This window comes from Bradyrhizobium sp. SZCCHNS3016 (assembly GCF_032484535.1).
Classification (GTDB): Bacteria; Pseudomonadota; Alphaproteobacteria; order Rhizobiales; family Xanthobacteraceae; genus Bradyrhizobium.
The window spans coordinates 151,475-175,383 of record NZ_JAUETE010000004.1 but is presented as its reverse complement, the minus strand read 5'-3'; the positions used below and the strand labels follow the sequence as shown (position 1 = coordinate 175,383).

The following is a 23,909-nucleotide window of genomic DNA, read 5'->3' as shown; positions in this document are numbered from 1 at the left end:
GGAAATGCGGTTAGCCGTCGCTTAAGCGCGCGTCGAAACTTCGCGGCAAACGATAATTTCCGCATGCGAATACCGTGCGGCCGAAGCTGCGGCGGCGCCGCAGCGCGGAATTTTAAGGGTACTTGCAGCTCAGCGCGCCGCGCTCGGCTTGTTGCGAAGGCGCCCGACAACGCCGGTCGGAAAGAAATAGACGCTGGCGATGAACAGGAGGCCGAGCCACAGCAGCCAGCGGTCGGGGTGCAGCAGGCCGGGCAGAAGCGGCAGTCCGGCGTCCGCCGCCGCGGTCGAAGCGATCCCCATCAGGGCCTGCAGATAATTCTGCGCCAGGATGAAGATCGCAGCCCCAATGATGGCGCCGTAGATCGTGCCCATGCCGCCGATCACGACCATCAGGAGGATGTCGAGCATGATCGAGAAGCTGAGCGACGTGTCGGGGCCGGCATAGCGCAGCCAGAGCGCGTTCAGCATGCCGGCGCAGGCCGCGATCATGGCCGCGATGCAGTTGGCATAGGTGAGATGGAAGACGGTGCGATAGCCGAGCGCCTCGGCGCGGAAGCGGTTCTCGCGGATCGCCTGCAGCACGCGGCCGAACGGCGAGTTGACGACGCGCAGCAGCGCCAGGATCATCAGCGCGCAGGCTGACAGCACCAGGTAGTAGGTCAGGATGCGGCCGTTGATCGGGAACCCGAACCACTCCTTGCCGATGAACACCGTGCCCGGGCGCAGCAGCTCCGGCAGCTGGAAGCTGCGGCCGTCCTCGCCGCCCGTCAGCCACGACAATTGCGACGCCAGCACCAGGAAGGCGGAGGCGACCGCGAGCGTGATCATCGCAAAGAAAATCGCCTCCACCCGCAGCGAGAACAGGCCGATCGCGAGCGCCAGCAGCAACGCGAGCGGCAGCCCGGCGGCGACGGCAATTGCGACCGAGGTCCAATTGGGGCCGAGGCCATAGAGCGCGATCGCGATCGCATAGGAGCCGATGCCGTAAAACATCGTATGTGCGAACGACACCGAGCCGGTATAGCCGAGCAACAGATCGTAGGACGCGACCAGCGCGGCGAAGATGCAGATCTTGGCGGCGACGTTGAGCGCCTTGGCGCCGGGGAAGATGAAGGGCGTCGCCAACAGCGCCACGATGATGACGACGAGCAGAATGGACAGTGCGCGGCTGCGCGGTGGGTCGCCGGACAGGATCATCATCGGCTGGTCACCGCATAGAGACCGCGCGGCCGCCACATCAGCACGGCGACCATCAGCAGGATGTTGGAGACGAGGGCGAGCTTGGGCACCAGGAAGCCGCCATAGTTGGCGACCATCGCAACCAGGATCGCGCCGATGAAGCAGCCGGTGATCGAACCGAGCCCGCCGATGATCACGACGATGAAGACGAGCACGGTGAGCTCGTCGCCGAGCGAGGCGTGCACCTGCTCGCGATAGAGACCCCACATCACGCCGCCGAGGCCGGCGAGCGCCGAGCCGGTCATGAACACGCCGAGGAACAGGCGGCGAATGCGATAGCCGAGCGCCTCGACCATCTCACGGTTCTCGACCCCGGCGCGGATCAGGAGGCCGATTTTGGTGCGGTTCAGCACCAGCTCGATGGCGACGAAGATCGCGAAGCCGACCAGCATGGCGAGTAGCCGGTATTTCGAGATCGCGACGTCGCCGATGATGAAGGATCCACGGAATGCGTTGGGTAGCGGCAGCGGAATGATCTGCGGACCGAACAGCGCATACAGCGTCTGCTCGGCGACGATGAGCCCGCCGGTGGTCATCAGGATCTGCTTGAGGTGCTGGCCGTAGACCGGCAGCACCAGCACGCGCTCGACGACGAGGCCGAGTGCGCCGGTGACGCCCATCGACAGCAGCGCAGCCGGAACGAGCACCGCGAGATTGGTCAGCAGCGATTCGGACTGGGCCCAGCCCGCCAGCGGCAGCAGCACCAGGGTCGCAACGTAGGCGCCGACGGCGATAAAGGCACCGTGGCCGAAATTGAGCACGTCCATCAGGCCGAATACGAGCGTCAGGCCCGAGGCCATGATGAAGATCATCATGCCCATCGCGAGGCTCGCGACCGTCAGGGTGACCCAGGAGCTCGCCGACCCGACCAGCGGGATCATCAGGAGCGCCAGCACGACCGGCAGCAGCAGCGGCGCGATGTCGCGCTTCGGCCTGGGCAGCGCATCGGTTGCCGCGATCTCGCTCATTGATGCGCCTCCAGGCTGAGGCCGAGCAGGCGCTCCTGCAGCGGCACGTCGGCCGCGAGCGCGGCCATCTCGCCGCGATGGACGATGGTGCCGTTGTCCATCACCAGCACCTGGTCGCCGAGCTCGCGCGCGGCGTGAAAATTCTGCTCGACCAGCAGGATCGTGGCGCCACGGCGCTTGATCTCCTTGAGGCATTCGATCAGCGACACCACGATCGCCGGCGCCAGGCCCTTGGTCGGCTCGTCGATCAGCAGCAGCTTGCGCGGCTCGACGATCGCGCGCGCGATCGACAGCATCTGCTTCTGGCCGCCGGACAGGCTGCCGGCGCGGGACAACCAGAACTTCTTCAGGGCTGGAAAGAAGCCGAAGATCCAGGCCAGCTGGGCATCGTCGAGCGGACCGTTGCGCGCCGCCAGCACCAGGTTCTCCTTGACCGTCAGGTCGGAGAACACCGCCATGCTCTCGGGCACGTAGCCGACGCCGCGCTGTGCGATGTCGGGCGTCGCGAGCCTTTCGATCGCTTCGCCCGCGAGCGTGATGGTGCCGGTCTTCGCCTGCCACAGCCCCATGATGGTGCGCAAGGTCGTGGTCTTGCCGGCGCCGTTGCGGCCAAGCAGCATCGTGGTCTGGCCCTCGGGCACCTCGAAGTCGACGCCCTGCAGGATGTGATAGCGCCCGATATAGGTCTCGACGCCCGCAAGCTTCAGTAGCGTGCTCATGCCGCGCTCCGCGGCGCGACGCCGAGATAGGCTTCCTGCACGATGGGCGAGGCGATGACCTCCGCCGGCTCGCCGTCGGCGACCAGCTGGCCGTTGTGCAGCACGATGATGCGGTCGGCGAGCGAGCGCACGACGTCCATCTTGTGCTCGACCAGCAGGATGATCCTGCTCTTGTCCTGCTTGAGCCTGCCGATCAGGTCGAGCACGACCGGCACCTCGTCGATGCTCATGCCGGCGGTCGGCTCGTCGAACATGAAAACCTTCGGCTCCAGCGCCATCATCAGCGCGACCTCGAGCTTGCGCTGGTCGCCATGCGACAGCGTCGTCGCGGTGACGTTGCGGCGGCCGCCGAGCGCGACCTGGTCGAGGATCGCGTCCGCGCGCGCAATCAGGTCGCGCCGCGCCATCCAGGGGCGGAGCAGGTCATAGTGCACGCCGCTCTGCGCCTGCACGGCGAGCCGCACGTTCTCCTCGACGCTGAGATTGGGGAACAGGTTGGTGAGCTGGAACGCACGTCCCAAGCCGGCGCGGGTGCGCAGCGGCGCTGAGAGAGTGGTGATGTCTTTGCCATCGAACAGGATGGAGCCGGAGGACGCACGCAGCTGCCCGGAGATCAGGTTGAAATAGGTCGTCTTGCCGGCGCCATTGGGCCCGACGATCGCGGTCAGCTCGCCCGGCCGGAAGCTGCAGCTGACGCTGTTGACCGCAACATGGCCGCCGAAACGGATGGTGAGGTCGCGGGTTTCGAGGGTAAGGGCCATGTCGCCAGCTGTCTCAATACCAACGCCAACGTGCCCGGCGCGAGGGCCGGGCACGGATGTCAGCGTCTAGCGCTTGTTGCGGATCGGGACGGTCATCTCGTCGATCTTGATCTCGCGCACCGGCTCGTTGACGGCCCAGGCAAGGTTCGGATCGACCTTGACGCGGAAGTGATACATGCTTTGCAGCGCCTGGTGATCCTCTTTCCGGAAGATCATCTTGCCCTTCGGCGTATCGAACTCCATGCCCTCCATCGCCGCGATCAGCTTCTCGGTGTCGGTCGACTTGGCCTTGGTTACGGCGGCGACGACCGCCATCGCCGCGGAGAAGCCGCCCGCGGTGAAGAAGTCCGGCGGGGCGTTGAAGCGCTTCTGGTGCTCGACCACCAGCCAGTCGTTCACGGGGTTCTTGGGAATGTCATAATAATAGTAGGTGGCGCCCTCCATGCCGGGCAGCCGCTTGTAGGCGGCAAGCGCCGGCAGGATGTTGCCGCCGGTCGACAGCTCGATGCCGTAGCGCTTGGGATCCATGTCCTGCAGCTTGGTGAGCGGATCGCCGGCGCCGGCCCAGATCACCCAGATGATCTTCTTGCCCGGCTTGTCCTTGAGCGCATCGAACAGGCGCTGGCCGACGGCGGTGAAGTCGGTGGTGTTGGTCGGCACATATTCCTCGGCGCCCAGCGTCGCGCCGGTCTTGGCCAGCGCCTCCTTGAAGGCGGCGACGCCGTCGCGTCCGAAGGCATAGTCCTGCGCCAAGGTGGCGACGGTGACGCCCGGCTTGCCGATTGCGACCGCGTTGGAGATTGCGTCCTGCGAGGAGTTGCGGCCGGTGCGGAAGATGTAGCGGTTCCACTTCTCGCCGGTGATCTGGTCGGCGACCGCCGGCTCGACGATCAGGATCTTCTTGTTCTCCTCGGCGACCGGCAGGTCGGCGAGCGCCGCTGCCGAGGAGGTCGTCCCGATCGCGATGTCGGCGCCGTCGTCCTGATAGGCTTCGGACAGCGCGGCCTTCGACAGGTCGGGCTTGCCCTGGTCGTCCTTGGTGATGATGACGATCTTGCGACCGTCGATCATGTTGGTGCCCTTGGTGGCATATTCGAAGCCGAGGCGAAGACCGGCCTCGGTCTGCTTGGCATAGGCCTCGAGCGGGCCGGTCTTGCCATAGATGAGAGCGATTTTCAGGTCGTCGGCCTGGGCGGCGGTGGCCAGCAGGGCCGCAGTCAGTGATGAAACAATGGCTTTGAGTATATATGACGTCTTCACGAGCCTTCCTCCCAGCTACCGGCGGCTGTTGTCTGCAACTGATAGTGTGCAGGCTCGGCCTGGGTCAAGGCGCTTTCGGCGGCACCCCGTGACGGCTCATTCCTCGGGCCGAGGGCTTTTCCTCCTAAAACTCAGCGCCGATAGCGGCTGCTGCGCGCATAGGCCTGGCGATTTTCCTGCACAGGGCGACTGGCGAGACTGATGCGCGCTTCGCTTGCAAGCGGGGCCGCCGGCTTCAGCTCCTCGAGGAAGATCGGACGCGAGAAGTAGTAGCCCTGCGCATAGCGGATCTTGGTCGCGGCCTGCAGATAGGCGAGCTCCTCGAACGACTCGATGCCCTCGGCGATCACCGTCATGCCCAGAGCCTCGCTCAGGGATTCGATCGCACGCAGGATGCCCTGGCTGCGCGGCCGCTTATGAATGTCGGTGATGAAGGAACGGTCGATCTTGATCTCGTCCGCCGTGATGTCGGCGAGCGCCGACAGCGACGAATAGCCGATGCCGAAATCGTCGATCGAGATGCCGACGCCGATCCCGCGCAGCAGCGGCACGATCTCGTCCTGGAAATGGCTGCGAGTCACGAACGCATCCTCGGTGACCTCGATCATGAACCGCTTGGGAAAGCCGGTTGCTGCAATTGCCTGGGCGAAGGGCTGCATGAATTCCGGATTCGACGCCTGTTTTGCCGCGACGTTGATGCTGATCGTCGCCTCGGGTCCAAACGCGTCGTTGATCAGATCGATCGACTTGACGATCTCGGCCAGCACGAGATGGGCGAGCTCGTCGATCAGGCCGAGCTCGACGGCGAGATTGATGAAGGAGCCGGGAGCCTGGATCACGCCTTCATTGTCGCGCAGGCGCACCAGCGCCTCGATGCCCTTGATCTCCTCGGTGCGGATGTCGACCTTGGCCTGAAACGCGCAGCAGAAGCGCTTTTCGAGGATCGCGAGCCGCAGCGACTGCTCGACCTTCATGCGCGCCAGCGCCTCGTGCTCCATTGCGCTCGAGAAGAAGGCCAGTGCGCCCTTGCCGCCGTTCTTGACGCGATACATCGCGAGATCGGCGTTCTGGCGCAGCACGTCGTAGCTCGCGCCGTGCTCGGGAAACAGGCTGACGCCAACGGACGCCGAGGCGAATACCTCGGCGCCGTCGATGAAGAAGGGCGCGTTCAGGCGGTTCACCATGTCCTGGAGGAATTCGGCGACCTCCTCGGCGCGCTCGATCGGATGCAGCAGCAGCAGGAACTCGTCGCCGCTGATACGCGACAGCAGGTCCGATTCGCGCAGGTCGCGGCTGATGCGCTTGGCGAGCTCGACCAGCAGCGCATCACCGGTGGCGTGGCCGTAATAGTCGTTGATGTACTTGAAATTATCGAGGTCGAGGAAGGCGAGCGCGAAGCGTCCGTCGACCCGGCCGCGCCGGACCAGATGGTCGGCGCGATGCTCGACCACGCGGCGCATCGGCAGGCCGGTCAGCTCGTCGTAATAGGCTGCGCGAAATAGCTGGTCCTCGAACTCCTTCTGCTCGCTGATGTCGGCCGAGCTGGAGATGAGGACTACCTGGTCACCGATGCGGACCGGCCGATGCGCAGTCAGCAGGGTCTGCGCGCCGCGCTCGCCTGCCACTTTTTCCTCGCCGATCACCGTTCGCCCCCGGCCGAGGATCTCGCGGCAGGCGGTGCGCCGGTTATGGAGATGCGGCGCCGAGAGGCCGTCGATGCTGTTGGCGGCGGCGCCGAGCTGAACGGCGGCCGTATCGTTGACCAGCAGAAAGCGACCGTGCTCGTCCTGGACCGTGACGCCCGACGGCAGCTGGCTGAGGACGCTACGCAGGAAGCGCAGCTCGGCCTCGGTCGAGCCCAGCCCCTCGTTCGGCCCGGGGGAAAAGTTGAATCGGTCGCTGCTGTACATGCGCCGATTGTGCAAAGTTCCCGCTTCATTTTAGTTAAGCGCTACGTAGAAACACGGAACGCGCGAGCCAAGTATTGGAAATGACGGAGCTTTGTGCCGCGGCGTCATTAACCGTTCGTGAATCGGAGTAGCGACGCGGCCGCACGCATGCGGCGAAAGTCGTAGGCAGGAATGGCCGCCCGGCGGCCGGTTCAGTTCGGTGGCACGCGACACTGCAAGGTGCAGTGAAGGCCGGATTCGAGAAACCTGGTCTCGGTCCTGCCATCGAACGACGACAGCACGGACTTCAGCAATTTGCTCCCGAAACCGGGCTTGCCGATCGGACCGATCGGTGGACCCCCGGCCTCGTCCCAGGTCAGATCGAGGCGGTCCTCCTGCATCGTCCACGACACCTGAAGGAAGCCGCGCGGTGAGGCAAAGGCGCCGTACTTGCCGGCATTGGTCGCAAGCTCGTGAAAGATCAAAGCGAGGCTGACGGCGAGCTTGGCAGGCAGGAACAGCGGCGGGCCGTTGAGCTCGAAGCGGACATGGCCATATGGCCCGAGCTCCGAGACCAGCAGATCCTTCAGGTCGCAGCCCTGTCCGTCGGCACGCGCGATCAGGTCGTCGGCGGTCGCGAGCGCGCGGATGCGCTGGTCGATGCGGCTCCACACCTGCGGCTGGTCGTACAGCACCTGATGCAGCACGGCGTGAATGGTCGAGGTCTTGTTCTTGAGCCGGTGATGCAGCTCGTCGACCAGGAGCTTGCGATACTGCTCCTCCTGGGCGAGGCGCCGGGCGATCTCGCGCTGTTTGCCGGCCAGGCGTCGGTAGTGATCGACGCCCCAGATCACCAGCATCGCCACGACCATATACATCGCCATCAGCGCGAGCCGGGCGCCATCGGCCGGACCGCCGCCAAAATCGAGCGTCAGGCCGAGCGCTGCGCCTGCGATCGCCGTTGCCAGGCCGACGCCCGATCCGCCCATCGCGGTGGCGAAGAAGACGGCCGGCATGTAGGGCGTGAAGAACACGTCTGGCCGCAGATGCGCCATGCCGTAGCGAATCGCCGTGGCTGCGAGCAGGCACATCGCTGCAAACATGCAGCTCCATGTCAGGGAAGGCTGCTGCTCGCCGCGCCAGATCCGCTTGATGTCGTCGATGAGTCGCGTCATGGACATCCATGAGCCTCAACTGCGCAACCAAATTAAGGCCGACGTGGCGGTAATTTGTCCGGTTGATGGAAGCCGTCTTGCGTGTGTTGCAGGTTGGCGCGCACGATGATGGTTCCGCGGCGGAACTCAGGCGCTTATTATTCCGTCGCCAAGAATGAGCACGCAGTAACAACGGAAGGAGCAGGGAATGGGACGGTTGGAGGGCAAGGTCGCCGTGATCACGGGCGCGACCAGCGGGATCGGGCTGCGGACGGCGGAGATCTTCGTGGCCGAGGGGGCGAAGGTCGTCGTTGCAGGCCGGCGCAGCGCCGAGGGCGAGGCGCTGGCGCGCCGGCTCGGAGCGGACTGCGTCTTCCGGCAGACCGACGTCACCGTCGACGAGCAGATGCGGGCATTGATCGATGGCGCGGTCGAGCGCTTCGGCCGGCTCGATTGCGTGTTCAACAATGCTGGCGGCCCGGCGCAGACCGGCGGCATCGAAGGGCTCGACGCCGATCGTTTCGACCAGGCCATGGCGGTGCTGGTGCGCAGCGTCATGCTCGGCATGAAATACGCCGCGCCCCACATGAAGCGGCAAGGCGCCGGCAGCATCATCAACAACGGCTCGATCGCCGGCCGGCTCGCGGGCTATTCGACCTCGGTGGTCTACAGCACGGCGAAGGCGGCCGTGATCCATCTGACGAAATGCGTGGCGATGGAGCTCGGCGAGTCCGGCGTGCGCGTCAACTCGATCTCGCCCGGACTGATCGCCACCGGGATCTTCGGCAAGGCGCTCGGTCTGCCGACCGAGGCCGCCGAGAAGACGCCGGAGACGATCCGCAACGCCTATGCCACGGCGCAGCCGATTCCGCGTGCCGGCCTGCCCGATGACATCGCCTACGCCGCGGTGTTTCTCGCCAGCGACGAATCCAGTTTCATCAACGGCCATGATCTCGTCATCGACGGCGCCATCACTGGCGGCCGCAACTGGAGCCAGCAGCAGCAGGGCTATCAGGCGATGCGCAAGCTGCTGGGGGATGCGGTGGAGTAGGGGACGGCGAAGTATACATTTCGTCATGCCCGGGCATCCACGTCTCTCGTCCGCGAGTTGCAGCAGGATGGATGGCCGGGTCAAGCCCGGCCATGACGACGAGGAAAGAGTCCGCAACAAGCCAAGATCCTTGGCGCCCTTGCTGTATCAATGCGCGCGGGTCACACCGCCTTCAGCATCACCTTCAGACCGTCGCGCGGCTTCGGGATCGGCCAGACCTGCCAGCTCGGCTGATAGCCGGGGGCGAAGGAGACCTCGATGTTGGCGAGGAAGTGCCGGGCAAAGCACTTCACCTGCATGTAGGCGAAGTGCAGGCCGAGGCACATGTGGGCGCCGCCGCCGAACGGCACCCAGGCGAAGCGGTGGCGGCCGCGCTGGGCCTCGTCGGTGAAGCGCATCGGATCGAAGCGCTCGGGCTCGGGCCAGATCTCCGGCATGTGATGCGTGAACATCGGATTGATGCCGACGCCGGTGCCGGCGGGAATCGCATAGCCCTTGAAGGTGAAGTCTCGGACCGGGCGGCGCGGCAATGACGGCACCGGCGGCATCAGCCGCAAGGTCTCCTGGAACGCCATCTCGGTGAGCTTCATCTTCTCCAGATGCTCCGAGCTCATCGGATCGCCCTCTGCAAGGCCGAGGCTCGCGACCTCGCCGCGCAGCTTCTGCTGCCACTCTGGATGCGCGGCGAGCTGGGCGACGAACGAGGTGATCGACGAGGTCAGCGTGTCGTGCGCGGCCATCATCAGGAAGCTCATGTGATCGACGATGTCCTGCGTCGACAGCAGCGCGCCGCGGTCGTCGGTGGCGCGGCACAGATGCGAGAACAGGTCCTCGCCGTCGCCGCGCGCGCGGCGCAGCGGAATCTGCTCGGAGAAATAGGCGACGATGCGCTGGCGGCCCTTGACGCCGCGCGCCATCTGCGTGCCCGGCAGCGGCCGGCGGATCGGCGCCACCGCGGCCGCGACCATGTCGACGAAGGCGCGGTTGATCGCATCGACCTCGGGCCCGATCTCGCTCCCCAGGAAGGACGTCGCCGCGAGATCCAGCGTCAGCTGCTTGATCGCGGGATAGAACAGCATCTCGCCGGGCGTCTGCTTCCACTGCGCGACGCGCGCGGCGATGCCGCGGTCGAGGCCGGCGAGATAGGACTTCATCGGCCCGGCCTTGAAGGCGACCGACAGCGCCTTGCGGTGCATGCGATGCTCCTCGAAATCGAGCAGCATCAGGCCGCGCGGAAACAGCAGATTGAGGATGTGGCCCCAGCCATGCGCCGACGAGAACAGCTTGGCCTGGTCGAACAGCACCAGCTCGTTGGCTTCGGGGCCGAGCAGCACGACGTTGACGTCGCCGAACATGTGCGTGCGGTAGACGGGGCCATACTTCCTGGCGTTGCGCTCGACGTGACCCTTGGGGTCGGCGAGCGTCTCGAATGTCTTGCCGATGATCGGCCAGCCTTCGTCGCCGGGGATATGGGTGAGTGAATTGCGCCGTGGCGGGGTCAGCCTGATCGCATCAGAGACCACATGCTGCATCGACATCGCGGGGCTTCCTCTCGTCTGATGGCCGGTGTCTCGGATCTGACTTCGTTTCGGTCAGTGGCACAGTGGCAGACACCGTGGCCTGCATTGTCGGGCGGTTGCGGCCCTGATGCAATACGCTCCGGTGTCTCATGATCCGCCAGTTGTGCTGCGTCGCACGCGGCTGCGATCTCGCGGCGCGTTGATGCGTCCGAGGGATGGAATATTCCGCCCTCCTCCAGACAGAGGGCACGGGGAATGCCGGGCGCTGGCCGCACCCATGGCCCGCCTGCAGAAAAAAATGCAGGCGGCAGGTACCACAGGTTCAGCCGAGGCATCCGGCGGGCTCAAGCGGTGGTCGCAACACCAAGTGTTTTCATTCGTGACAGCAGCTCGTCAAGCGCCTCTGCTGGAGTTTTCCATCCTAGCGTCTTTCTCGGTCGGGAATTGAGCGCTGCGGCCACGGCGGCGATCTCGTCAGCATCGTAGACGCTCAGATCGGTACCTTTCGGGAAGTACTGCCGCAGCAGGCCATTCGTGTTCTCGTTCGTGCCACGTTGCCAGGGGCTTCTTGGATCGCAGAAGTAGATCTGAAGGTCTGTATCGATCTTGAGGTCACTGTGTTGAGCCATTTCGGTCCCCTGATCCCAGGTTAGCGAGCGGCGGAGTTCTTTGGGCAAGGTGACGATGGTGCGCGTGATCGCATCGCGTACCGCTTCAGCTCCGTGTCCGGAGAGCGCAGGCCCATCCTTCGTACGTGGGCCGTCGTCAAACCCCGGCAACCGTGGAAGGTGTAGGAGCATTGTAAACCGCGTGCTGCGTTCGACCAGCGTGCCGATTGCCGAGCTGGCGGAGCCGACGATCAGATCTCCTTCCCAATGTCCCGGCACAGCTCGATCCGCGACTTCGGCCGGACGCTCACTGATCATGATCTCCGGCGATATGAAGCCTTTGCTGCGCTTCCGCGTACGCGCTCGGGGCACGCGCAGCGCACGTCCCGTTCGCAAACAGGACGACAACTCGCGTTTCAGCGCTCCTCGGCCCTGAACAAAAAGCGCCTGGTAAATGGCTTCGTGGCTGATGCGCATCGCCTCGTCATCCGGGAAGTCGATCGGCAAGCGCCGGGCAATCTGCTCGGGACTCCACGCTTTCGTCCACCCCTGATCCTGGCTAGAGCCCGCACGACCGGCCTTCCGCCGAACGCCGCCTGGAGGCGCGACAAACCCTGCAAGCCGCTCTTCAACATAAGCGCGCAAGGCGGCGTTGCTTGCAAGCTTGCTCGGCTTAGGACGCCGGGCCGATCGATCTGCATGCCACTGGGCGGCCGTCGCCCGATAGGCCATCTTGCCGCCGTGCGTGGCTGCATTGCGATCGAGTTCACGGGAGATGGTCGAGGGAGACCGATTGAGGCGCCGTGCTATCTCTCGTACAGAATGGCGCTGCGCATTCAGCAGCGCAATCTCTTCGCGCTCAGAAAAGGAGAGGTGCCGTCCGGAGAGCGGCTTCGCTGAAGGTCGGAACATTGCCGGTGCCACGCCGCCCGCTTTTCGAAATAATCGGGGGCCGACAGCATCCGATAATCCAGCAGCCAGCGCAGCATTCTCGCTGTTCAATCCAGCGGCAATCCCACGCCAAAATTTCTGCTGTTCCGCACGCCCCGCAACTGGTGGGCGCCCCAATGATCCCAGCTTGCCCCGCGTTGACCGTTTCTTTCGAATGCCCATCGCAACCTCCTCATCGAGTGTTGCGACGACCAATTGAATCCACCTCCCGGCATTCCCCGCGCGATGGTTTGAACGGCTGCTTCGCGTGCTCCCCGGTGCGCCGGGCTTGTTGGTCACCGTTGCCTGCGCGACGCGTGAGCGCCGCCGCAAGCGTAACACCAGCATCGGGGTGCCAGGACCACGCGACTTGACCGTGCGCATCGCCGTCGTTCGTCCGCGCGGCATCGACCACGCTGCGACATCGACGCGCCCACCGCATCCCGCCTCAACGTTCGTGACGACCGCGAAGCGCCCCTCTTATCGAGACGGGACGGTGGGAGAGAAGCACGAATTCTGATAAAAAGAAACATGAATATTTTTGCGCGCAGGACTGGACAGGGGTGATGTGATTGAGGTGGTTCGCGAAATGAGTTTTTCGGCGCGCACCGTCTCGCGGCGATCGACCTGTGATCGGCAGGCCGGCGCGGTGGTGTTTCTTTTCTCAAGACGTTTTGCTGGAAGCGATTTGCCCGTCGGGCCTGACGGTCGCCATCAGCCTTCTGCTGTCGCTGATGCGCGACGCCGCGATATCGGCGATCGATCGACGCAGGTTCAGCGGATCATCTTTCGAGGCGATAAAGCCTCGTCGCCGTCAGAAGCCGCCACGCGTTCTGACGCGGACGCCAAGGCTGTCAGCCGCCCGACTTGTTGATTTTTTTAACCTTGGCGTCGGTTGCCTCGATCGAGGCCGCCAGCTCCAGGATCGCCTTTGCGAGGAGGTCGGCGGCCTCCTTGGGATCCTGCGACCGTTCGGCGCGCAGCGCGTAGTTCTTGGCTGAGGAGAGTGACATTGGCGACCTTTCCCACGGAAAAGCCCGCCGGGTCGAGACGACGGGCTGCCTGACGCGTCCTACGCGCGAGCGGTCCCTTGCAGACCGTGCGCGATTAGCCGCGAGAATGGCAGAGCGGGGTTAAGAAAATCCTCGTGACGCTCGCTTCGCCTATGCGTCGTCTGCCGCGCGCGTGGCCGCGTCGCGCACGAACGTCGGTTCGCGTCGAGGCGCCGATTTCAAAGCACGACGCCTTGGCGATAGGCGAGCTTGGCCCGGCCCTTTATCCGCATGCCTCGCCGCGAGACCTTGAGAGCGATTTGGTCGCGGTCGATTCGGGTCATCAGGACGCCGCAGCAGTCATAATGCGCAATTCCAATGTCGCGGCCTGTTTCGACGTGCAATTCCATGCGGGCCGGGTCTGGGCCGAAATTGCGCACGATCGCGTCGTCGCCATAAAAGCGCTTGATCGTGTCCTTGATGAAAATGACTTCATCACCAGACAAGGGAGCGGGCGGCTGTGGAGGGCACTGGGGTTTGGCAGCGGGCATGGCGCTCAAGGTAGCGCCCGAGCAGTTTGGAGCCAAGCCTCGCCTGCCCCATGGTTTGACTGTTCTCACTGTCATCGACGAGCGCACGACCGCTCGCTTCAGGACTAGCCGCGCCTCAGAACTTGTAGCCGACGCCGATCGTCGCCGTATGCGTTCGCGTCGTCACATGCGCGGTGAAGCGGTCGTCGAAGCCGACACCGACGCCGCCGGCGACGAAGAATGTCCGCCTCGCCACCGTGCTCGGCCTCGTCGTCTACCCGCAATTCCAGAAGCCGGTCGACCTGCCGGCCCTGCGCGAGACGCTGAAGCAGATAGCAACCATCGCCGACTGCGAGAAGCTCGTCGCGGCGGTGAGGTAGTAACGCGCTCGACCGTTCGAGTTGCGCCTTGCCGCCATATTAGAGTCCAACCATTAAGGCCGTCATGGCCGGACTTGTCCCGGCGATCCACGTCGTTCGAGATGGTGGATGGACGTGGATGCCCGGGTCAAGCGCGGGCATGACGAGTAACTAATTAGCGGCATCGAATGCCGCGATATTGCGCGTGCCACGGAGCGGCTTCGCCCCACGGTCACCCTCGCTGTTTCGCCGCCGCCTCCTGCAGATCCGGGGCATTCACGGCCGGAATCGCGATCCGTCCTGGCCCCGTCTGCGACAGCGCGGCGGCGGCCTTGTCGTTGTCCATGATCTTGGCCATCACGGCCTGGCCGGCGCGGTCGAAGATGGCGCGGTTCTCGATGACGAATTTCTGCGAGCGGCGCAGGCCGTCGATGTAGCCGTTGATCTCCGGCACGACGTAGCGCGCGACCATGTCCCAGCTGCGCCGCGAAGCTTCCGGATTGGCCCAGTCGTGCACGAAGCCGATGATGTGGCCGACGCCGCCCGACACCTGCATCAGGTTCCTGATCGTCTTGACGAGATCGTCCGGCGTGCCGATCGTCGACGCCGCGCCCTCGACGAAGGCGGTCTTGTCGACGGCCTCGTCCGGCGATGAGAAGGCCTTCAGGCCGGGCCGCATCAGGGTGCCGACGGTGTACTCGTTGTGCCAGCGCATCAGTCCCGCGCCGGCCTCGCGCCGTGCCTGCTCGCGCGTCTCTGCGATGTGCCAGGACAGCAGCACGCGCCAGTTGGCGCGGCTCACTGTCGTGCCGTGCTTCTTCGCCGCGTCCTCGGCAAACTCCCATTGCTGCGGCAGCGCCATCAGCCCCTGCGTCGACATCGAGCCGAGCGAGATGATGCCGATGCCGTATTTGCCGGCCAACGTCATGCCGGACGGCGAGATCTGCGAGGCCACGACGAACGGCATCTCCTCCTGCAACGGCAGGATCTGCAAGGCCGCATCGTTCATCGTGAACCAGTCGCTCTTGGCGGTGACGCGCTCGCCGTTGAACAGGCGGCGGATGATGGCGATCGCCTCGTCCTGACGGTCGCGCTGCGTCATCGGATCGATGCCCAGCGTGTGGGCATCGGAGGCGAGCGCGCCGGGGCCCGAGCCGAAGATGGCGCGGCCGCCGGTCATGTGATCGAGCTGCACCATCCGCTGCGCGACGTTGTAGGGATGATGGTAGGGCAGCGAGATCACGCCGGTGCCGAGCCTGATGCGCTTGGTGCGCTCGCCGGCGGCGGCGAGAAACATCTCGGGGGAAGCGATCATCTCCCAGCCGCTGGAATGATGCTCGCCGCACCAGAACTCATCGTAGCCGAGCTCGTCGAGCTGCGCGACCAGATCGAGGTCGCGGCGGAATTGCAGCATCGGATGCTCGCCGATCGGATGATGCGGAGCGAGGAACGCTCCGAATTTGAGTCGCGCCATGCGTTTTCTCCCAAGCGGAATTCGTTTTTGCTTGCCGATCAGGCTAGTTGGCCCATCGGTGTCAGGCAATCACCTTGGCGCGTATGCCGATCGGTGCATGGCTGCCATTTGTTTGTTTACTGATCGCCGATCGGTACGGCACACTTCCCGCTGACATGGTCGATTCGCGATGTGGCTCGAATGATGATTTCCAAATCGCGGTCGTCGGCCTTTGCGGTTGCGGAGTCTGTCGCGTTCACGCCAGCGGCGATATTCGTGGTGCTCGGTTCGCATTTCAGTGATTGCTGCGTGAAGCGCCGCGTCGGCGTGGCATTTAGATCGCAGCAAGACCGAAATTCGCAATCAAATTGCTGACGTCCGGGATGGTGTGGGCTTTTTCTTTTGCACTGCAGCAACCATCTGGGTGATGGTGGATTGTCTACCCGCTGCCGTGAATACGCGAATGCCTAAGGAGCTGCCGTTGTCCCTCGCCGAAAATGTTGAGTATTTGCGACGGCTGCGCGAGCTGAACAGTATTACCGGATTTGCCGATTTTCATCGTCAGCCGCGTCGCGCTCCAGAGAATCCCTTGATCGAGATCGAGCACTTCGGCACCAACCCTGGGCGCCTGAAGATGTTCGCCTATGTGCCGGCGCAGCGTCAGCCGCTGGCGCCGCTGGTCGTCGTGCTGCATGGTTGCGGGCAGGGCGCCGCCGACTACGATCTCGGCGCCGGCTGGTCGACGCTCGCCAAGCATTTCGGCTTCGCGCTGCTGTTGCCGGAGCAGCAGCGGGTCAACAATCCGCAGCGCTGCTTCAACTGGTTTCAGTCCGAGGACATCACGCGTGATCAGGGCGAGGTCGCCTCGATCCGTCAGATGATCGCGCGCATGGTGGCGGATTGTGCCATCGATCCCCGGCGCATCTACGTCACCGGCCTGTCGGCGGGCGGCGCGATGACCATGGCGCTGCTCTCGGCGCATCCCGAATTGTTCGCTGCCGGCGCCGTCATCGCCGGGCTGCCGTTCGGCACCGCGCGCAGCATGCGCGACGCGATCCTGCAGATGCGGATGCCGCCGGCGCGCCCCGCAGGCGAGCTCGGCGATCTCGTTCGTCGTGCCTCGAACCACCGCGGCAAGTGGCCGAAGCTGTCGGTGTGGCACGGCACAGCGGACTTCACCGTGCATCCGGACAATGCCGGCGAGATCGTCAAGCAGTGGCTGGACCTGCACCATCTGCCGCTGGCGCCGATGGCCGCGGCCGAGGTGAACGGCTATCCGCATGAGCAATGGTGGAATGCCGACGGCGAGACCGTCGTGGAATCGTTCACGATCTCCAACATGGCGCATGGCACGCCGATCGGGATCGCGGCCAACGACAAGCGCTATGGCAAGGCCGGGCCGTTCCTGCTCGAGGCCGGCATTTCCTCGTCCTATCACATCGCGAAATTCTTCGGCGTCACCGATTGGATTCGTCCGCTCAAGGCGGCCACGACGTCGCCGAGCACGAAGCTGATCCCGCAGGTGTCGCCGATCTCGGCGGTGCCGGCCTTCACCAAGATCTTGCGACGCGCGGCGGACGCCCCATCGCCCGCTGCGGAACCGGTCGACGTCAAGCCGGCCGAGATCAAAGTGGTCGAGCCCAGAATGTCGCCGACCGGCATGCTGCTCTCTGCACCGTCATCCGCTGCGGTCCCGCAGCCCAAGGTCGAGCCCGAGTCGCCGGCATCCGAGTCGCGGAAAGCGGCCAAGCCCAAGGCGGACCAGAGGCCGGAGTCCAAGCCCGTGGCCGTCTCCAAGCCTGCGGAGCCGAAACGGCTGGAATCGGCGACCGGCGAATCTTCGATCAACGGCAGTGGCGCGACCGTCAGGCCGCGGCGCCGGACCATCGATGTCGCCGCCGTGATCGACCGTGCCCTGCAAGCGGCCGGCCTGAAGTAGACGGCCACAACCGCAGCGTTCAGAGCTCGCTCGCGAGGGACGCGCGGGTCAGACGTCCCCGGTCAGGAACGGGTTGGTCATGCGCTCCTGGCCGAAGCTCGATCCGGCGCCATGGCCGCAGATGAAGCCGACGTCGTCGCCGAGCGGCAGCAGCTTGTCCTTGATCGATCTGATCAGCGTCTCATGGCTGCCGCCGGGCAAATCGGTGCGGCCGACCGAGCCGTTGAACAGCACGTCGCCGACCTGGGCGAAGCGCATCTCCTTGTTGAAGAACACGACGCTGCCGGGCGAATGCCCCGGGCAATGCAGGATGTCGAAGACGAGCTCGCCGATCTCGACTGTATCGCCTTCCTCGAGCCAGCGATCCGGTGTGAAATTGCGCACGCCTGTGATGCCGAAGCGCGCGCCGCTGGCGACGACGTTGTCGAGCAGGAACTTGTCGGCGACATGCGGCCCCTCGATCGGCACCTTCAGCGCGTCGCGCAGATCGGCCGCGCCGCCGACGTGATCGATATGGCCATGCGTCAGCCAGATCTTCTCGACGGTGATATTGCCCTGCGCGATCGCCGCCTGGATGTTGGGCACGTCGCCGCCGGGATCGATCACGATCGCCTTCCGGGTCGCCTCGCACCACAGGATGGTGCAGTTCTGCTCGAACGGCGTGACGGGCACGATCATCGCGCCGGCCTTCGCCTTGGTGGTTTCGGGTTCGCTCATGGCGCCAGCATGCCGATTTTTCGCAGTGCGCCAAGCGAAAAACACCGCGTCACGGCGGCCTGACACCTCACCGGCATCGTCCATCGCCTGCCACTCTCTTGACGCTCGATGTCGATGCGATCTGGCTGTCGCCGATCTTCACTTCGTCGGCCGCAAAGTACGGCTGACGGCCTGACGGCCGCCGTGACCACGATCAACACGCCGATGCCGGTCGGGATCGACGAGGCGACATTGTTGGCGTGTCTGAGAACGGAGAAGTCCGACCCAAGGTGGCGCGTGCACGTGCAGGCGTTTTTCGACGAGGTCGATGTCTCCGTGATCCACAGTCTTGTCGTCGGCCATGTCGTCACGTTCGCAGAGCTACGACGTCGACCTGGATTCGAGCGCCGCCCTGCTGGCGGCCGTCTGTTAAGCGGAAGGCTGGCGTCAGGTTCCGGTTCCCCGGTGATCAGCGTGCTTGGGCGACGCCCGGAATCGGCTATGCTGCGGCGCATGGAATCGTCCGCCGCCAGGATCAGCCTCGTTCCGGTCGACCGACGCCAGTCGGAGACGGCGCTGGCGATCGCGCGCGGCACCTCGCGCCTGCTGCGCTCGCTCGGCTTTGCCACCATCAGCGAGCTGCCGCTGCCGTCGGGCCGTCGCGCCGACTTGGTGGCGCTGAACGAGCGCGGCGAGATCTGGATCGTCGAGATCAAGTCGTCGGTCGAGGATCTGCGCGCGGATCACAAATGGGAGGACTACCGTGCCCATTGCGACCGGCTGTTCTTCGCCTTCACGCAGGATCTGCCGTGCGAGATCTTTCCGCAGGACACCGGCCTGATCGTGGCCGATGCCTATGGCGCCCACCTGCATTGCGAGGCGCCAGAGCACAGATTGCCGGCGCCGACGCGCAAGCTCATGACGGTACGCTTCGGGCTCGCGGCGGCGCAGCGGATCAACCGGCTGATCGACCCGCAGGGCCACGCGGACCTCTAGAGAATCCTCAAGTGCGGTCCACTGGACGGGGGGTTCCCGCCTAGGTAGGTGACAGAGGCTCCGTCAGGTCACGAGTCTCAAGATGAGAGACATCAGCATCGCTGAGAGCCGATCCGCATCACCACCAGCCTGGCCGATCGATCGCCAGGCATCGCCGTCAAAAATTGGCAGCGACGAGATCGTAGGATCCCCGGCTGCCGCGGACATAGACCCTGGCGGCGGCGGCGCAGATCCGCTCGCGGTTGGAATCGAACGCGGTCAGAAAGCCCGACTCGTCCGGACGGGTGTCGGGTTGAAGGCGTCTCAACGCACCCTCGTCGACGAAGAACGACGCTTCCATCGCGCTGTCATAGCCCCAGAACCGTACGGCACGTCGCGTGCGGTCATAGGAGCGGCTGTGATTTGGAAACTCAATCATGTGTGTGTCCGATCAGGTTCGGAGGACGCCGCCGATAGGGCGGACGTCATCCAAGGGGCGTCGTTCGGCGGTGGTCGCCGGCGACAAAGGGTTGCGCGCATCTCAATCGAAAGCCGACGGCAACTCGCCGTGGCGGAAGAGGACCGTCGGCTCATCGTCATAGTCACCCATGTCGGGATCGCCCGAGGATGAGAAGGCGACGACGCCTGCCTTGCTCGACACCAGTCGTTCCGCAGTCCGGAGCGCGCTCGCTTCCGTCTTGCAGGCGATCGGCGTCTCGGCTTTCGCGCGTCCGCCCCGGCCGGCGCTGAACGCCTGAACGAAATAGATCGTTTCGCGCGCCATGTTCTGTCCTTTGGGCTGTCGAGTGCGGTCGGCCACGTCGCCGCATTGCGCGCGGCGTTGATCGCGCGCGGCCCTGCGGCCTTGCGGGAGAACCATCCAGACTGATGAGGGCCGGAAATCTCCTAGCGCTTCTTCTTGTCGCTGGAAAAATCCGGCTGCCATGCTCCGGTCTTCTGGCTCGGCGCTGCGGCAATGCTCTTGGGCTTTTCCTTCTTGGGCTTCTTGGCTTCGCGATTGCCTTTTTGCTGACCTTTGGCCATGTCGATCTCCTCTCGGCTCGGGTTGGAGCTGGTTCAACGCATCGAAGGCGCCGCGTCGATCCTGCGTGCGCGGCGTCACTGCCTATCGGCCGGGTGGCCGTCGTCCACCGGCTGCCGACGGGGCGCACGGTGGTCTGATCTACGAATGCAGCGCGGCAGTTGCGAGCGCGAGAAGGATCAGCAGAAGCGGCACAATGATGGGTGGAACGATCCACTCGCTCAGACGAAACTGCGGCATTGGCTGTCCCTCGCGTGTTTGCGGCGGGAGCGCTCGTGACCCTCAGTCACCGATGAATGCCGTCGGAATGGCGGTGATCACCATTGATACACCCTGGCTCCTGCAATAGCGAGCACCAAAGCGCAGCGACACGGTCCGATGACGCCGGGCCGCTCGTCACGTCGTGCTGATGAGAAAGCGGTGGCTATTGCCGGCCGTAAGGCGCATGCTTCGAAAAGCTCGTTGCGACAGCGACAGCGAGGCTGTTGCGAAAGGTAGGCGCAGATGAGCATCCGCTCGCGGCGCGAATTCGTCACCTTCAAACATCCGTTCCGGATCAGAAGCATCGAGCGTCTCTTGCCCGAGGGCACCTACGAGGTGGTCACGGACGAGGAGCTGATCGAAGGATTGTCCTTTGCTGCCTACCGCCGGGTTGCGACGATGATGATGCTGCCCGCCGCCGGTTCGCGCTCTGCGGCCGTCGAGATGGTGTCCGTCAGCTCGGTCGATCTTGCAGACGCGCAGCATGTCGACGCGAGTGTATCGGATGACTGACGAACCGCTCGATCTCGACAGGCACCGCGGGATGAGCGCGCAGAAGGCCGTGGACCTGCGTCGCGCTCTGGCAGAGGCCGAAAGTCACGCGCGGGACCTGCGCGAGCGGCAGGCTGTTCTCGAGCAGCACCTGCTCGCCAACGCGGCCGAGTCGTGGCCGGAAGCCGCCGCGAAGGCGCGCTATCTCCTGAACATGTACGCCGCGAGCCTTGCGGAACAGGATACCAGGCACCGGGAGCTGATCGCCGCCGTCCTGGCCGACTTCTCCCGGCTGACGGGGGAGAGCTGACGCGAGTCGGGGCATCGGGGCGCCGCCCGGCCTTGGATCCCCCGCCCGATCCAAGACTGTTGCTGGCGCAACAACATTCGCTTGTCCCGCCCTCCCGGCAATTTCCCATCTCTGCCCGATAAATGCCCCGCATGGGGCGCAACATCTCGGAACATTTTTAAGGCTCGAGCGGTATCCAGCCGAGGGGTGCGAACAGGGACGACAGATGCGACGGGTGCTCTTGGCGTTGACACTGCTCTACGCGACCGGAGTTCGCGCGGAGGAGATGGCGTTCTACGTCCTGGGCGTGGGCGCCGATTCCTGCGAGCGCTTCATCACCGCCGCCGAGGAGCAGCCGCCCGGCACCTACAAGGCGATCGGCAATGCCGACGGCCCATACGTCAACGCCATCTCAAAGTATCAGCAGTGGATGATGGGCTACGTCTCCGCCATCAATGCGAACCGCGGCGACGAGGGCCGGCAGATCAAGCTCGATCTGACCGAGGTCGACAGCTGGATGCGCAATTGGTGCAGCCGCAATCCGCGGCGCACCGTCTTCCATGCGCTGCAGGCATTCGTGAAGTCGCACTGAGTGCGGACGAGCCGCAAAAGCCTACTTCGGCGCGCGCTTGGCGAGGATGCGCTGCAGGGTGCGGCGGTGCATGTTGAGCCGGCGGGCCGTTTCCGAGACGTTGCGGTTGCACATCTCATAGATACGCTGGATGTGCTCCCAGCGGACACGGTCGGCCGACATCGGATTCTGCGGCAGCTCGGACTTTTCGCTGGTGGTCGACAGCAGTGCTGCAACGACGTCGTCGGCATCCGCGGGCTTGGCGAGATAGTCGACGGCGCCCATCTTCACCGCCGTCACGGCGGTGGCGATGTTGCCGTATCCGGTCAGCACGATGGCGCGGGCCTCGGGGCGCTTGCGCTTCAGTGCCGACACCACGTCGAGGCCGTTGCCGTCGCCCAGCCGGAGGTCGACCACGGCGAAGGCCGGCGCTGCCTTGCCGATCTGTGAAATACCTTCGGCGACGCTTTCGCAGGAGGTGACCGTGAAGCCGCGGGTCTCCATGGCGCGCGACAGGCGCTCCAGGAACGGCTTGTCGTCCTCCACGATGAGGAGAGAGCGGTCCGGGTGGTTCGTCAGTTCGGCGATGGCGCCCACGGTCATATCCTTGAGAAGAAGGCTCGATGGTTGCGAGACGTCTGGTCCATCCTCATATGGTCTGCCGACCGGCCGCTGCCAAGATCGCGGGTTGCCGCAGTGTGCGGCGTGACGCCGCGCGGGGCGGGTGTGCTGTATGCCAGGACCACGCCGGCGGCGGCTGCCGCCGAGGCTTCATTCCGGCTCCGCCTCGCCATCGTCGTCCTCGCTGGCCTCGAAGCGCCGTCGCGGCCACACGATCTGGACTACGGCGCCATGGTCGGGGAAGGTGCGATTGCTGAACGAGACCTTGGCCCCGGTCCGCTCCAGCAGCGTGCGGGCGATGAACACGCCGAGCCCGAGGCCGCCGCCCTGGTTACCTCCCGGGCCGTCCTCGGCGGTGGGCCGTCGCGACAGATAGGGCTCGCCGATCCGCTTCAGGATATCAGGCGCGAAGCCGGGGCCGTCGTCGGACACCACGATCTCGACCGTCTCATTGTTCCACCAGGCGTTCACCTCGACGGCGTTGCGCGCGAAGTCGACGGCATTCTCCAGGATGTTGCCGACGCCATAGAGGATCGCCGGGTTGCGCGAGCCGACCGGCTCCTTGGCCGCGGCCACGGCGACGCGCACCTTGATGTCGACGCCGAAGTCGCGATGCGGGGCCACCGTCTCCTCGATCAAGGTCGACAGCTTCATCCGGTCGTACATCGACCCGATCGAGGACAGCTGGGTGATCTTGCCGAGAATGTCGCGGCAGCGCTGCGCCTGCTCGCGCAGGGTCTTGATGTCGGAGGTGACCTGGCTGTTGTCCTGCAGGGCGTGCTCCAACTCGCGCGAGATCAGCACGATGGTCGCGAGCGGGGTGCCGAGCTCGTGCGCGGCGGCCGCCGCGAGGCCGTCGAGCTGGGTGAGGTGCTGCTCGCGCGCCAGCACCAGCTCGGTCGCCGCCAGCGCGTCCGACAGCTTGCGCGCCTCCTCGGTCACCTGGAACGCATAGAGGCTGGTGACGCCGATCGCGAGCGCGATCGAGAGCCACACGCCGAACAGATAGATCGGCGGGAAGATCAACGGCTCCTCGCCTTCCCACGGCAGCGGCAGGTGCATGAAGAACAAGGCGGTTGCGCAGGCCACGGCGAGCAGGCCGAGCATGATCGTCAGGCGGACGGGGAGGGCGGTCGCCGAGATCAGCACCGGCGCCAGGAACATGTAGGAAAACGGATTCTCCAGCCCGCCCGTGAGATAGAGCAGCACCGTCAGCTCGACGATGTTGAGCGCGAGCAGGCCTCCGGCGTGGGCCGGCTCCAACAACTGCATCGGGTTGAAGGCGATCTGCAGGCCGAGATTGAGCAGCGCCGAGATGCTGATCACCGCGAGACAGGGCACCACCGGCAGGTCGAACTCCAGCCCCTGCACCACGATGAAGATCGCGCTCAACTGACCGAGCGCCGCCAGCCAGCGCAGCCGCAGGATGGTGTCGAGCCGGACGCGCTGGCGCGGATGGCGATAGTCGGTGTCGGGCGTGTCGATGATCAGGGCGTCGTCGGTCATGACGGGAACCTAATGCCGCGCAGGCGCGGCGACAAATCTGGCCGGCCGTTGGTGGCCTGTTGCGGTTTGCGGCACAATGCCTCA

The 23,909-nt window shown here is 65.0% G+C and carries 26 protein-coding genes; 7 read left to right on the top strand and 19 right to left on the bottom strand.

The window, feature by feature from the left end; translation table 11 throughout:
- Positions 1-129: 129 nt before the first annotated feature.
- From QW881_RS10715 to QW881_RS10685, 7 genes are all read right to left on the bottom strand, one after another.
- A complete protein-coding gene (locus tag QW881_RS10715) occupies positions 130-1,200 on the bottom strand; it encodes a branched-chain amino acid ABC transporter permease (RefSeq protein ID WP_315756823.1) in 1,071 nt (356 codons plus the stop codon).
- On the bottom strand, positions 1,197-2,207 hold the full coding sequence (locus tag QW881_RS10710) for a branched-chain amino acid ABC transporter permease (RefSeq protein ID WP_315756824.1): 1,011 nt from the start codon (positions 2,205-2,207) through the stop codon (positions 1,197-1,199). Before QW881_RS10710 ends, QW881_RS10715 begins: the two co-directional genes overlap by 4 nt.
- Complete coding sequence (locus QW881_RS10705) at positions 2,204-2,926, bottom strand: ABC transporter ATP-binding protein (RefSeq protein ID WP_315756825.1); 723 nt, start codon at positions 2,924-2,926, stop codon at positions 2,204-2,206. The genes QW881_RS10710 and QW881_RS10705 overlap by 4 nt, the downstream gene beginning before the upstream one ends.
- The gene (locus QW881_RS10700) at positions 2,923-3,687 is read right to left on the bottom strand and encodes an ABC transporter ATP-binding protein (protein ID WP_315756826.1); all 765 of its coding nucleotides are present in this window, start codon (positions 3,685-3,687) and stop codon (positions 2,923-2,925) included. The genes QW881_RS10705 and QW881_RS10700 overlap by 4 nt, the downstream gene beginning before the upstream one ends.
- A 66-nt stretch (positions 3,688-3,753) precedes the next feature.
- A complete protein-coding gene (locus tag QW881_RS10695) occupies positions 3,754-4,947 on the bottom strand; it encodes a substrate-binding domain-containing protein (RefSeq protein WP_315756827.1) in 1,194 nt (397 codons plus the stop codon).
- Between the two features lie 131 nt (positions 4,948-5,078).
- Positions 5,079-6,857 (bottom strand): putative bifunctional diguanylate cyclase/phosphodiesterase, encoded by a 1,779-nt coding sequence (locus QW881_RS10690; RefSeq protein ID WP_315756828.1) that lies wholly within the window; start codon positions 6,855-6,857, stop codon positions 5,079-5,081.
- A 191-nt stretch (positions 6,858-7,048) separates the two neighbouring features.
- A complete protein-coding gene (locus tag QW881_RS10685; RefSeq protein WP_315756829.1) occupies positions 7,049-8,017 on the bottom strand; it encodes a sensor histidine kinase in 969 nt (322 codons plus the stop codon).
- A 181-nt stretch (positions 8,018-8,198) separates the two neighbouring features.
- Here QW881_RS10685 and QW881_RS10680 point away from each other — a divergent pair, with 181 nt between their 5' ends.
- Entirely contained in the window at positions 8,199-9,041 is an 843-nt protein-coding gene (locus QW881_RS10680) for an SDR family oxidoreductase (protein ID WP_315756830.1), read from the top strand.
- 161 nt (positions 9,042-9,202) lie between these two features.
- On the opposite strand, the gene QW881_RS10675 is transcribed toward QW881_RS10680, so the two are convergent.
- From QW881_RS10675 to QW881_RS10660, 4 genes are all read right to left on the bottom strand, one after another.
- Positions 9,203-10,579 (bottom strand): cytochrome P450, encoded by a 1,377-nt coding sequence (locus tag QW881_RS10675; protein WP_315756831.1) that lies wholly within the window; start codon positions 10,577-10,579, stop codon positions 9,203-9,205.
- 326 nt (positions 10,580-10,905) lie between these two features.
- Entirely contained in the window at positions 10,906-12,282 is a 1,377-nt protein-coding gene (locus QW881_RS10670; protein ID WP_315715219.1) for an IS30 family transposase, read from the bottom strand.
- A gap of 671 nt (positions 12,283-12,953) precedes the next feature.
- Positions 12,954-13,112: a hypothetical protein gene (locus QW881_RS10665; RefSeq protein WP_213737209.1), complete on the bottom strand. Its 159-nt coding sequence runs from the start codon at positions 13,110-13,112 to the stop codon at positions 12,954-12,956.
- Positions 13,113-13,330: 218 nt separating this feature from the next.
- Entirely contained in the window at positions 13,331-13,651 is a 321-nt protein-coding gene (locus QW881_RS10660) for a hypothetical protein (protein WP_315756832.1), read from the bottom strand.
- A 164-nt stretch (positions 13,652-13,815) separates the two neighbouring features.
- On the opposite strand from QW881_RS10660, the gene QW881_RS10655 reads away from it, so the two are divergent.
- Positions 13,816-14,001 (top strand): hypothetical protein, encoded by a 186-nt coding sequence (locus tag QW881_RS10655; RefSeq protein ID WP_315756833.1) that lies wholly within the window; start codon positions 13,816-13,818, stop codon positions 13,999-14,001.
- Between the two features lie 211 nt (positions 14,002-14,212).
- On the opposite strand, the gene QW881_RS10650 is transcribed toward QW881_RS10655, so the two are convergent.
- Positions 14,213-15,454: an LLM class flavin-dependent oxidoreductase gene (locus QW881_RS10650; protein ID WP_315756834.1), complete on the bottom strand. Its 1,242-nt coding sequence runs from the start codon at positions 15,452-15,454 to the stop codon at positions 14,213-14,215.
- Positions 15,455-15,896: 442 nt separating this feature from the next.
- Between QW881_RS10650 and QW881_RS10645 the strand changes: the two genes are divergently transcribed.
- Positions 15,897-17,372, top strand: coding sequence for a PHB depolymerase family esterase (locus QW881_RS10645; RefSeq protein ID WP_315756835.1), 1,476 nt, complete (start codon positions 15,897-15,899; stop codon positions 17,370-17,372).
- 48 nt (positions 17,373-17,420) lie between these two features.
- On the opposite strand, the gene QW881_RS10640 is transcribed toward QW881_RS10645, so the two are convergent.
- The gene (locus QW881_RS10640) at positions 17,421-18,089 is read right to left on the bottom strand and encodes an MBL fold metallo-hydrolase (protein WP_315756836.1); all 669 of its coding nucleotides are present in this window, start codon (positions 18,087-18,089) and stop codon (positions 17,421-17,423) included.
- Between the two features lie 138 nt (positions 18,090-18,227).
- A complete protein-coding gene (locus QW881_RS10635) occupies positions 18,228-18,431 on the bottom strand; it encodes a hypothetical protein (protein ID WP_315756837.1) in 204 nt (67 codons plus the stop codon).
- Between the two features lie 150 nt (positions 18,432-18,581).
- On the opposite strand from QW881_RS10635, the gene QW881_RS10630 reads away from it, so the two are divergent.
- Positions 18,582-19,064, top strand: coding sequence for an MmcB family DNA repair protein (locus QW881_RS10630; protein WP_315756838.1), 483 nt, complete (start codon positions 18,582-18,584; stop codon positions 19,062-19,064).
- A gap of 157 nt (positions 19,065-19,221) precedes the next feature.
- Here the strand turns inward: QW881_RS10630 and QW881_RS10625 are convergent, their stop codons facing one another.
- From QW881_RS10625 to QW881_RS10615, 3 genes are all read right to left on the bottom strand, one after another.
- On the bottom strand, positions 19,222-19,482 hold the full coding sequence (locus QW881_RS10625) for a DUF1488 domain-containing protein (protein WP_315735356.1): 261 nt from the start codon (positions 19,480-19,482) through the stop codon (positions 19,222-19,224).
- Positions 19,483-19,584: 102 nt separating this feature from the next.
- Positions 19,585-19,989, bottom strand: a complete 405-nt coding sequence (locus tag QW881_RS10620; RefSeq protein WP_315756839.1) for a hypothetical protein — start codon at positions 19,987-19,989, stop codon at positions 19,585-19,587.
- Entirely contained in the window at positions 19,950-20,087 is a 138-nt protein-coding gene (locus QW881_RS10615) for a hypothetical protein (protein WP_315735351.1), read from the bottom strand. Before QW881_RS10615 ends, QW881_RS10620 begins: the two co-directional genes overlap by 40 nt.
- 502 nt (positions 20,088-20,589) lie before the next feature.
- Between QW881_RS10615 and QW881_RS10610 the strand changes: the two genes are divergently transcribed.
- The 3 genes from QW881_RS10610 to QW881_RS10600 all read left to right on the top strand — a co-directional run bounded on the left by QW881_RS10610 (position 20,590) and on the right by QW881_RS10600 (position 21,719).
- On the top strand, positions 20,590-20,859 hold the full coding sequence (locus QW881_RS10610; protein ID WP_315756840.1) for a hypothetical protein: 270 nt from the start codon (positions 20,590-20,592) through the stop codon (positions 20,857-20,859).
- Complete coding sequence (locus QW881_RS10605) at positions 20,852-21,148, top strand: hypothetical protein (protein ID WP_315756841.1); 297 nt, start codon at positions 20,852-20,854, stop codon at positions 21,146-21,148. The genes QW881_RS10610 and QW881_RS10605 overlap by 8 nt, the downstream gene beginning before the upstream one ends.
- Positions 21,149-21,353: 205 nt before the next feature.
- The gene (locus QW881_RS10600; RefSeq protein WP_315756842.1) at positions 21,354-21,719 is read left to right on the top strand and encodes a hypothetical protein; all 366 of its coding nucleotides are present in this window, start codon (positions 21,354-21,356) and stop codon (positions 21,717-21,719) included.
- Between the two features lie 21 nt (positions 21,720-21,740).
- On the opposite strand, the gene QW881_RS10595 is transcribed toward QW881_RS10600, so the two are convergent.
- Both QW881_RS10595 and QW881_RS10590 read right to left on the bottom strand, forming a co-directional pair.
- Complete coding sequence (locus QW881_RS10595) at positions 21,741-22,295, bottom strand: ActR/PrrA/RegA family redox response regulator transcription factor (protein ID WP_315715137.1); 555 nt, start codon at positions 22,293-22,295, stop codon at positions 21,741-21,743.
- A gap of 174 nt (positions 22,296-22,469) precedes the next feature.
- Positions 22,470-23,825: an ActS/PrrB/RegB family redox-sensitive histidine kinase gene (locus QW881_RS10590; RefSeq protein WP_315756843.1), complete on the bottom strand. Its 1,356-nt coding sequence runs from the start codon at positions 23,823-23,825 to the stop codon at positions 22,470-22,472.
- Positions 23,826-23,909 lie beyond the last annotated feature (84 nt).

What these genes read in the sequence shown, in the direction of transcription:
- QW881_RS10715 (WP_315756823.1), bottom strand. Translation starts at nt 1,200, where the DNA reads ATGATGATCCTGTCCGGCGACCCACCGCGCAGCCGCGCACTGTCCATT.
- QW881_RS10710 (WP_315756824.1), bottom strand. Translation starts at nt 2,207, where the DNA reads ATGAGCGAGATCGCGGCAACCGATGCGCTGCCCAGGCCGAAGCGCGAC.
- QW881_RS10705 (WP_315756825.1), bottom strand. Translation starts at nt 2,926, where the DNA reads ATGAGCACGCTACTGAAGCTTGCGGGCGTCGAGACCTATATCGGGCGC.
- QW881_RS10700 (WP_315756826.1), bottom strand. Translation starts at nt 3,687, where the DNA reads ATGGCCCTTACCCTCGAAACCCGCGACCTCACCATCCGTTTCGGCGGC.
- QW881_RS10690 (WP_315756828.1), bottom strand. Translation starts at nt 6,857, where the DNA reads ATGTACAGCAGCGACCGATTCAACTTTTCCCCCGGGCCGAACGAGGGG.
- QW881_RS10685 (WP_315756829.1), bottom strand. Translation starts at nt 8,017, where the DNA reads ATGTCCATGACGCGACTCATCGACGACATCAAGCGGATCTGGCGCGGC.
- QW881_RS10680 (WP_315756830.1), top strand. Translation starts at nt 8,199, where the DNA reads ATGGGACGGTTGGAGGGCAAGGTCGCCGTGATCACGGGCGCGACCAGC.
- QW881_RS10675 (WP_315756831.1), bottom strand. Translation starts at nt 10,579, where the DNA reads ATGTCGATGCAGCATGTGGTCTCTGATGCGATCAGGCTGACCCCGCCA.
- QW881_RS10670 (WP_315715219.1), bottom strand. Translation starts at nt 12,282, where the DNA reads ATGGGCATTCGAAAGAAACGGTCAACGCGGGGCAAGCTGGGATCATTG.
- QW881_RS10665 (WP_213737209.1), bottom strand. Translation starts at nt 13,112, where the DNA reads ATGTCACTCTCCTCAGCCAAGAACTACGCGCTGCGCGCCGAACGGTCG.
- QW881_RS10650 (WP_315756834.1), bottom strand. Translation starts at nt 15,454, where the DNA reads ATGGCGCGACTCAAATTCGGAGCGTTCCTCGCTCCGCATCATCCGATC.
- QW881_RS10645 (WP_315756835.1), top strand. Translation starts at nt 15,897, where the DNA reads ATGCCTAAGGAGCTGCCGTTGTCCCTCGCCGAAAATGTTGAGTATTTG.
- QW881_RS10640 (WP_315756836.1), bottom strand. Translation starts at nt 18,089, where the DNA reads ATGAGCGAACCCGAAACCACCAAGGCGAAGGCCGGCGCGATGATCGTG.
- QW881_RS10635 (WP_315756837.1), bottom strand. Translation starts at nt 18,431, where the DNA reads ATGGCCGACGACAAGACTGTGGATCACGGAGACATCGACCTCGTCGAA.
- QW881_RS10630 (WP_315756838.1), top strand. Translation starts at nt 18,582, where the DNA reads ATGGAATCGTCCGCCGCCAGGATCAGCCTCGTTCCGGTCGACCGACGC.
- QW881_RS10625 (WP_315735356.1), bottom strand. Translation starts at nt 19,482, where the DNA reads ATGATTGAGTTTCCAAATCACAGCCGCTCCTATGACCGCACGCGACGT.
- QW881_RS10620 (WP_315756839.1), bottom strand. Translation starts at nt 19,989, where the DNA reads ATGGCAGCCGGATTTTTCCAGCGACAAGAAGAAGCGCTAGGAGATTTC.
- QW881_RS10615 (WP_315735351.1), bottom strand. Translation starts at nt 20,087, where the DNA reads ATGGCCAAAGGTCAGCAAAAAGGCAATCGCGAAGCCAAGAAGCCCAAG.
- QW881_RS10610 (WP_315756840.1), top strand. Translation starts at nt 20,590, where the DNA reads ATGAGCATCCGCTCGCGGCGCGAATTCGTCACCTTCAAACATCCGTTC.
- QW881_RS10605 (WP_315756841.1), top strand. Translation starts at nt 20,852, where the DNA reads ATGACTGACGAACCGCTCGATCTCGACAGGCACCGCGGGATGAGCGCG.
- QW881_RS10600 (WP_315756842.1), top strand. Translation starts at nt 21,354, where the DNA reads ATGCGACGGGTGCTCTTGGCGTTGACACTGCTCTACGCGACCGGAGTT.
- QW881_RS10590 (WP_315756843.1), bottom strand. Translation starts at nt 23,825, where the DNA reads ATGACCGACGACGCCCTGATCATCGACACGCCCGACACCGACTATCGC.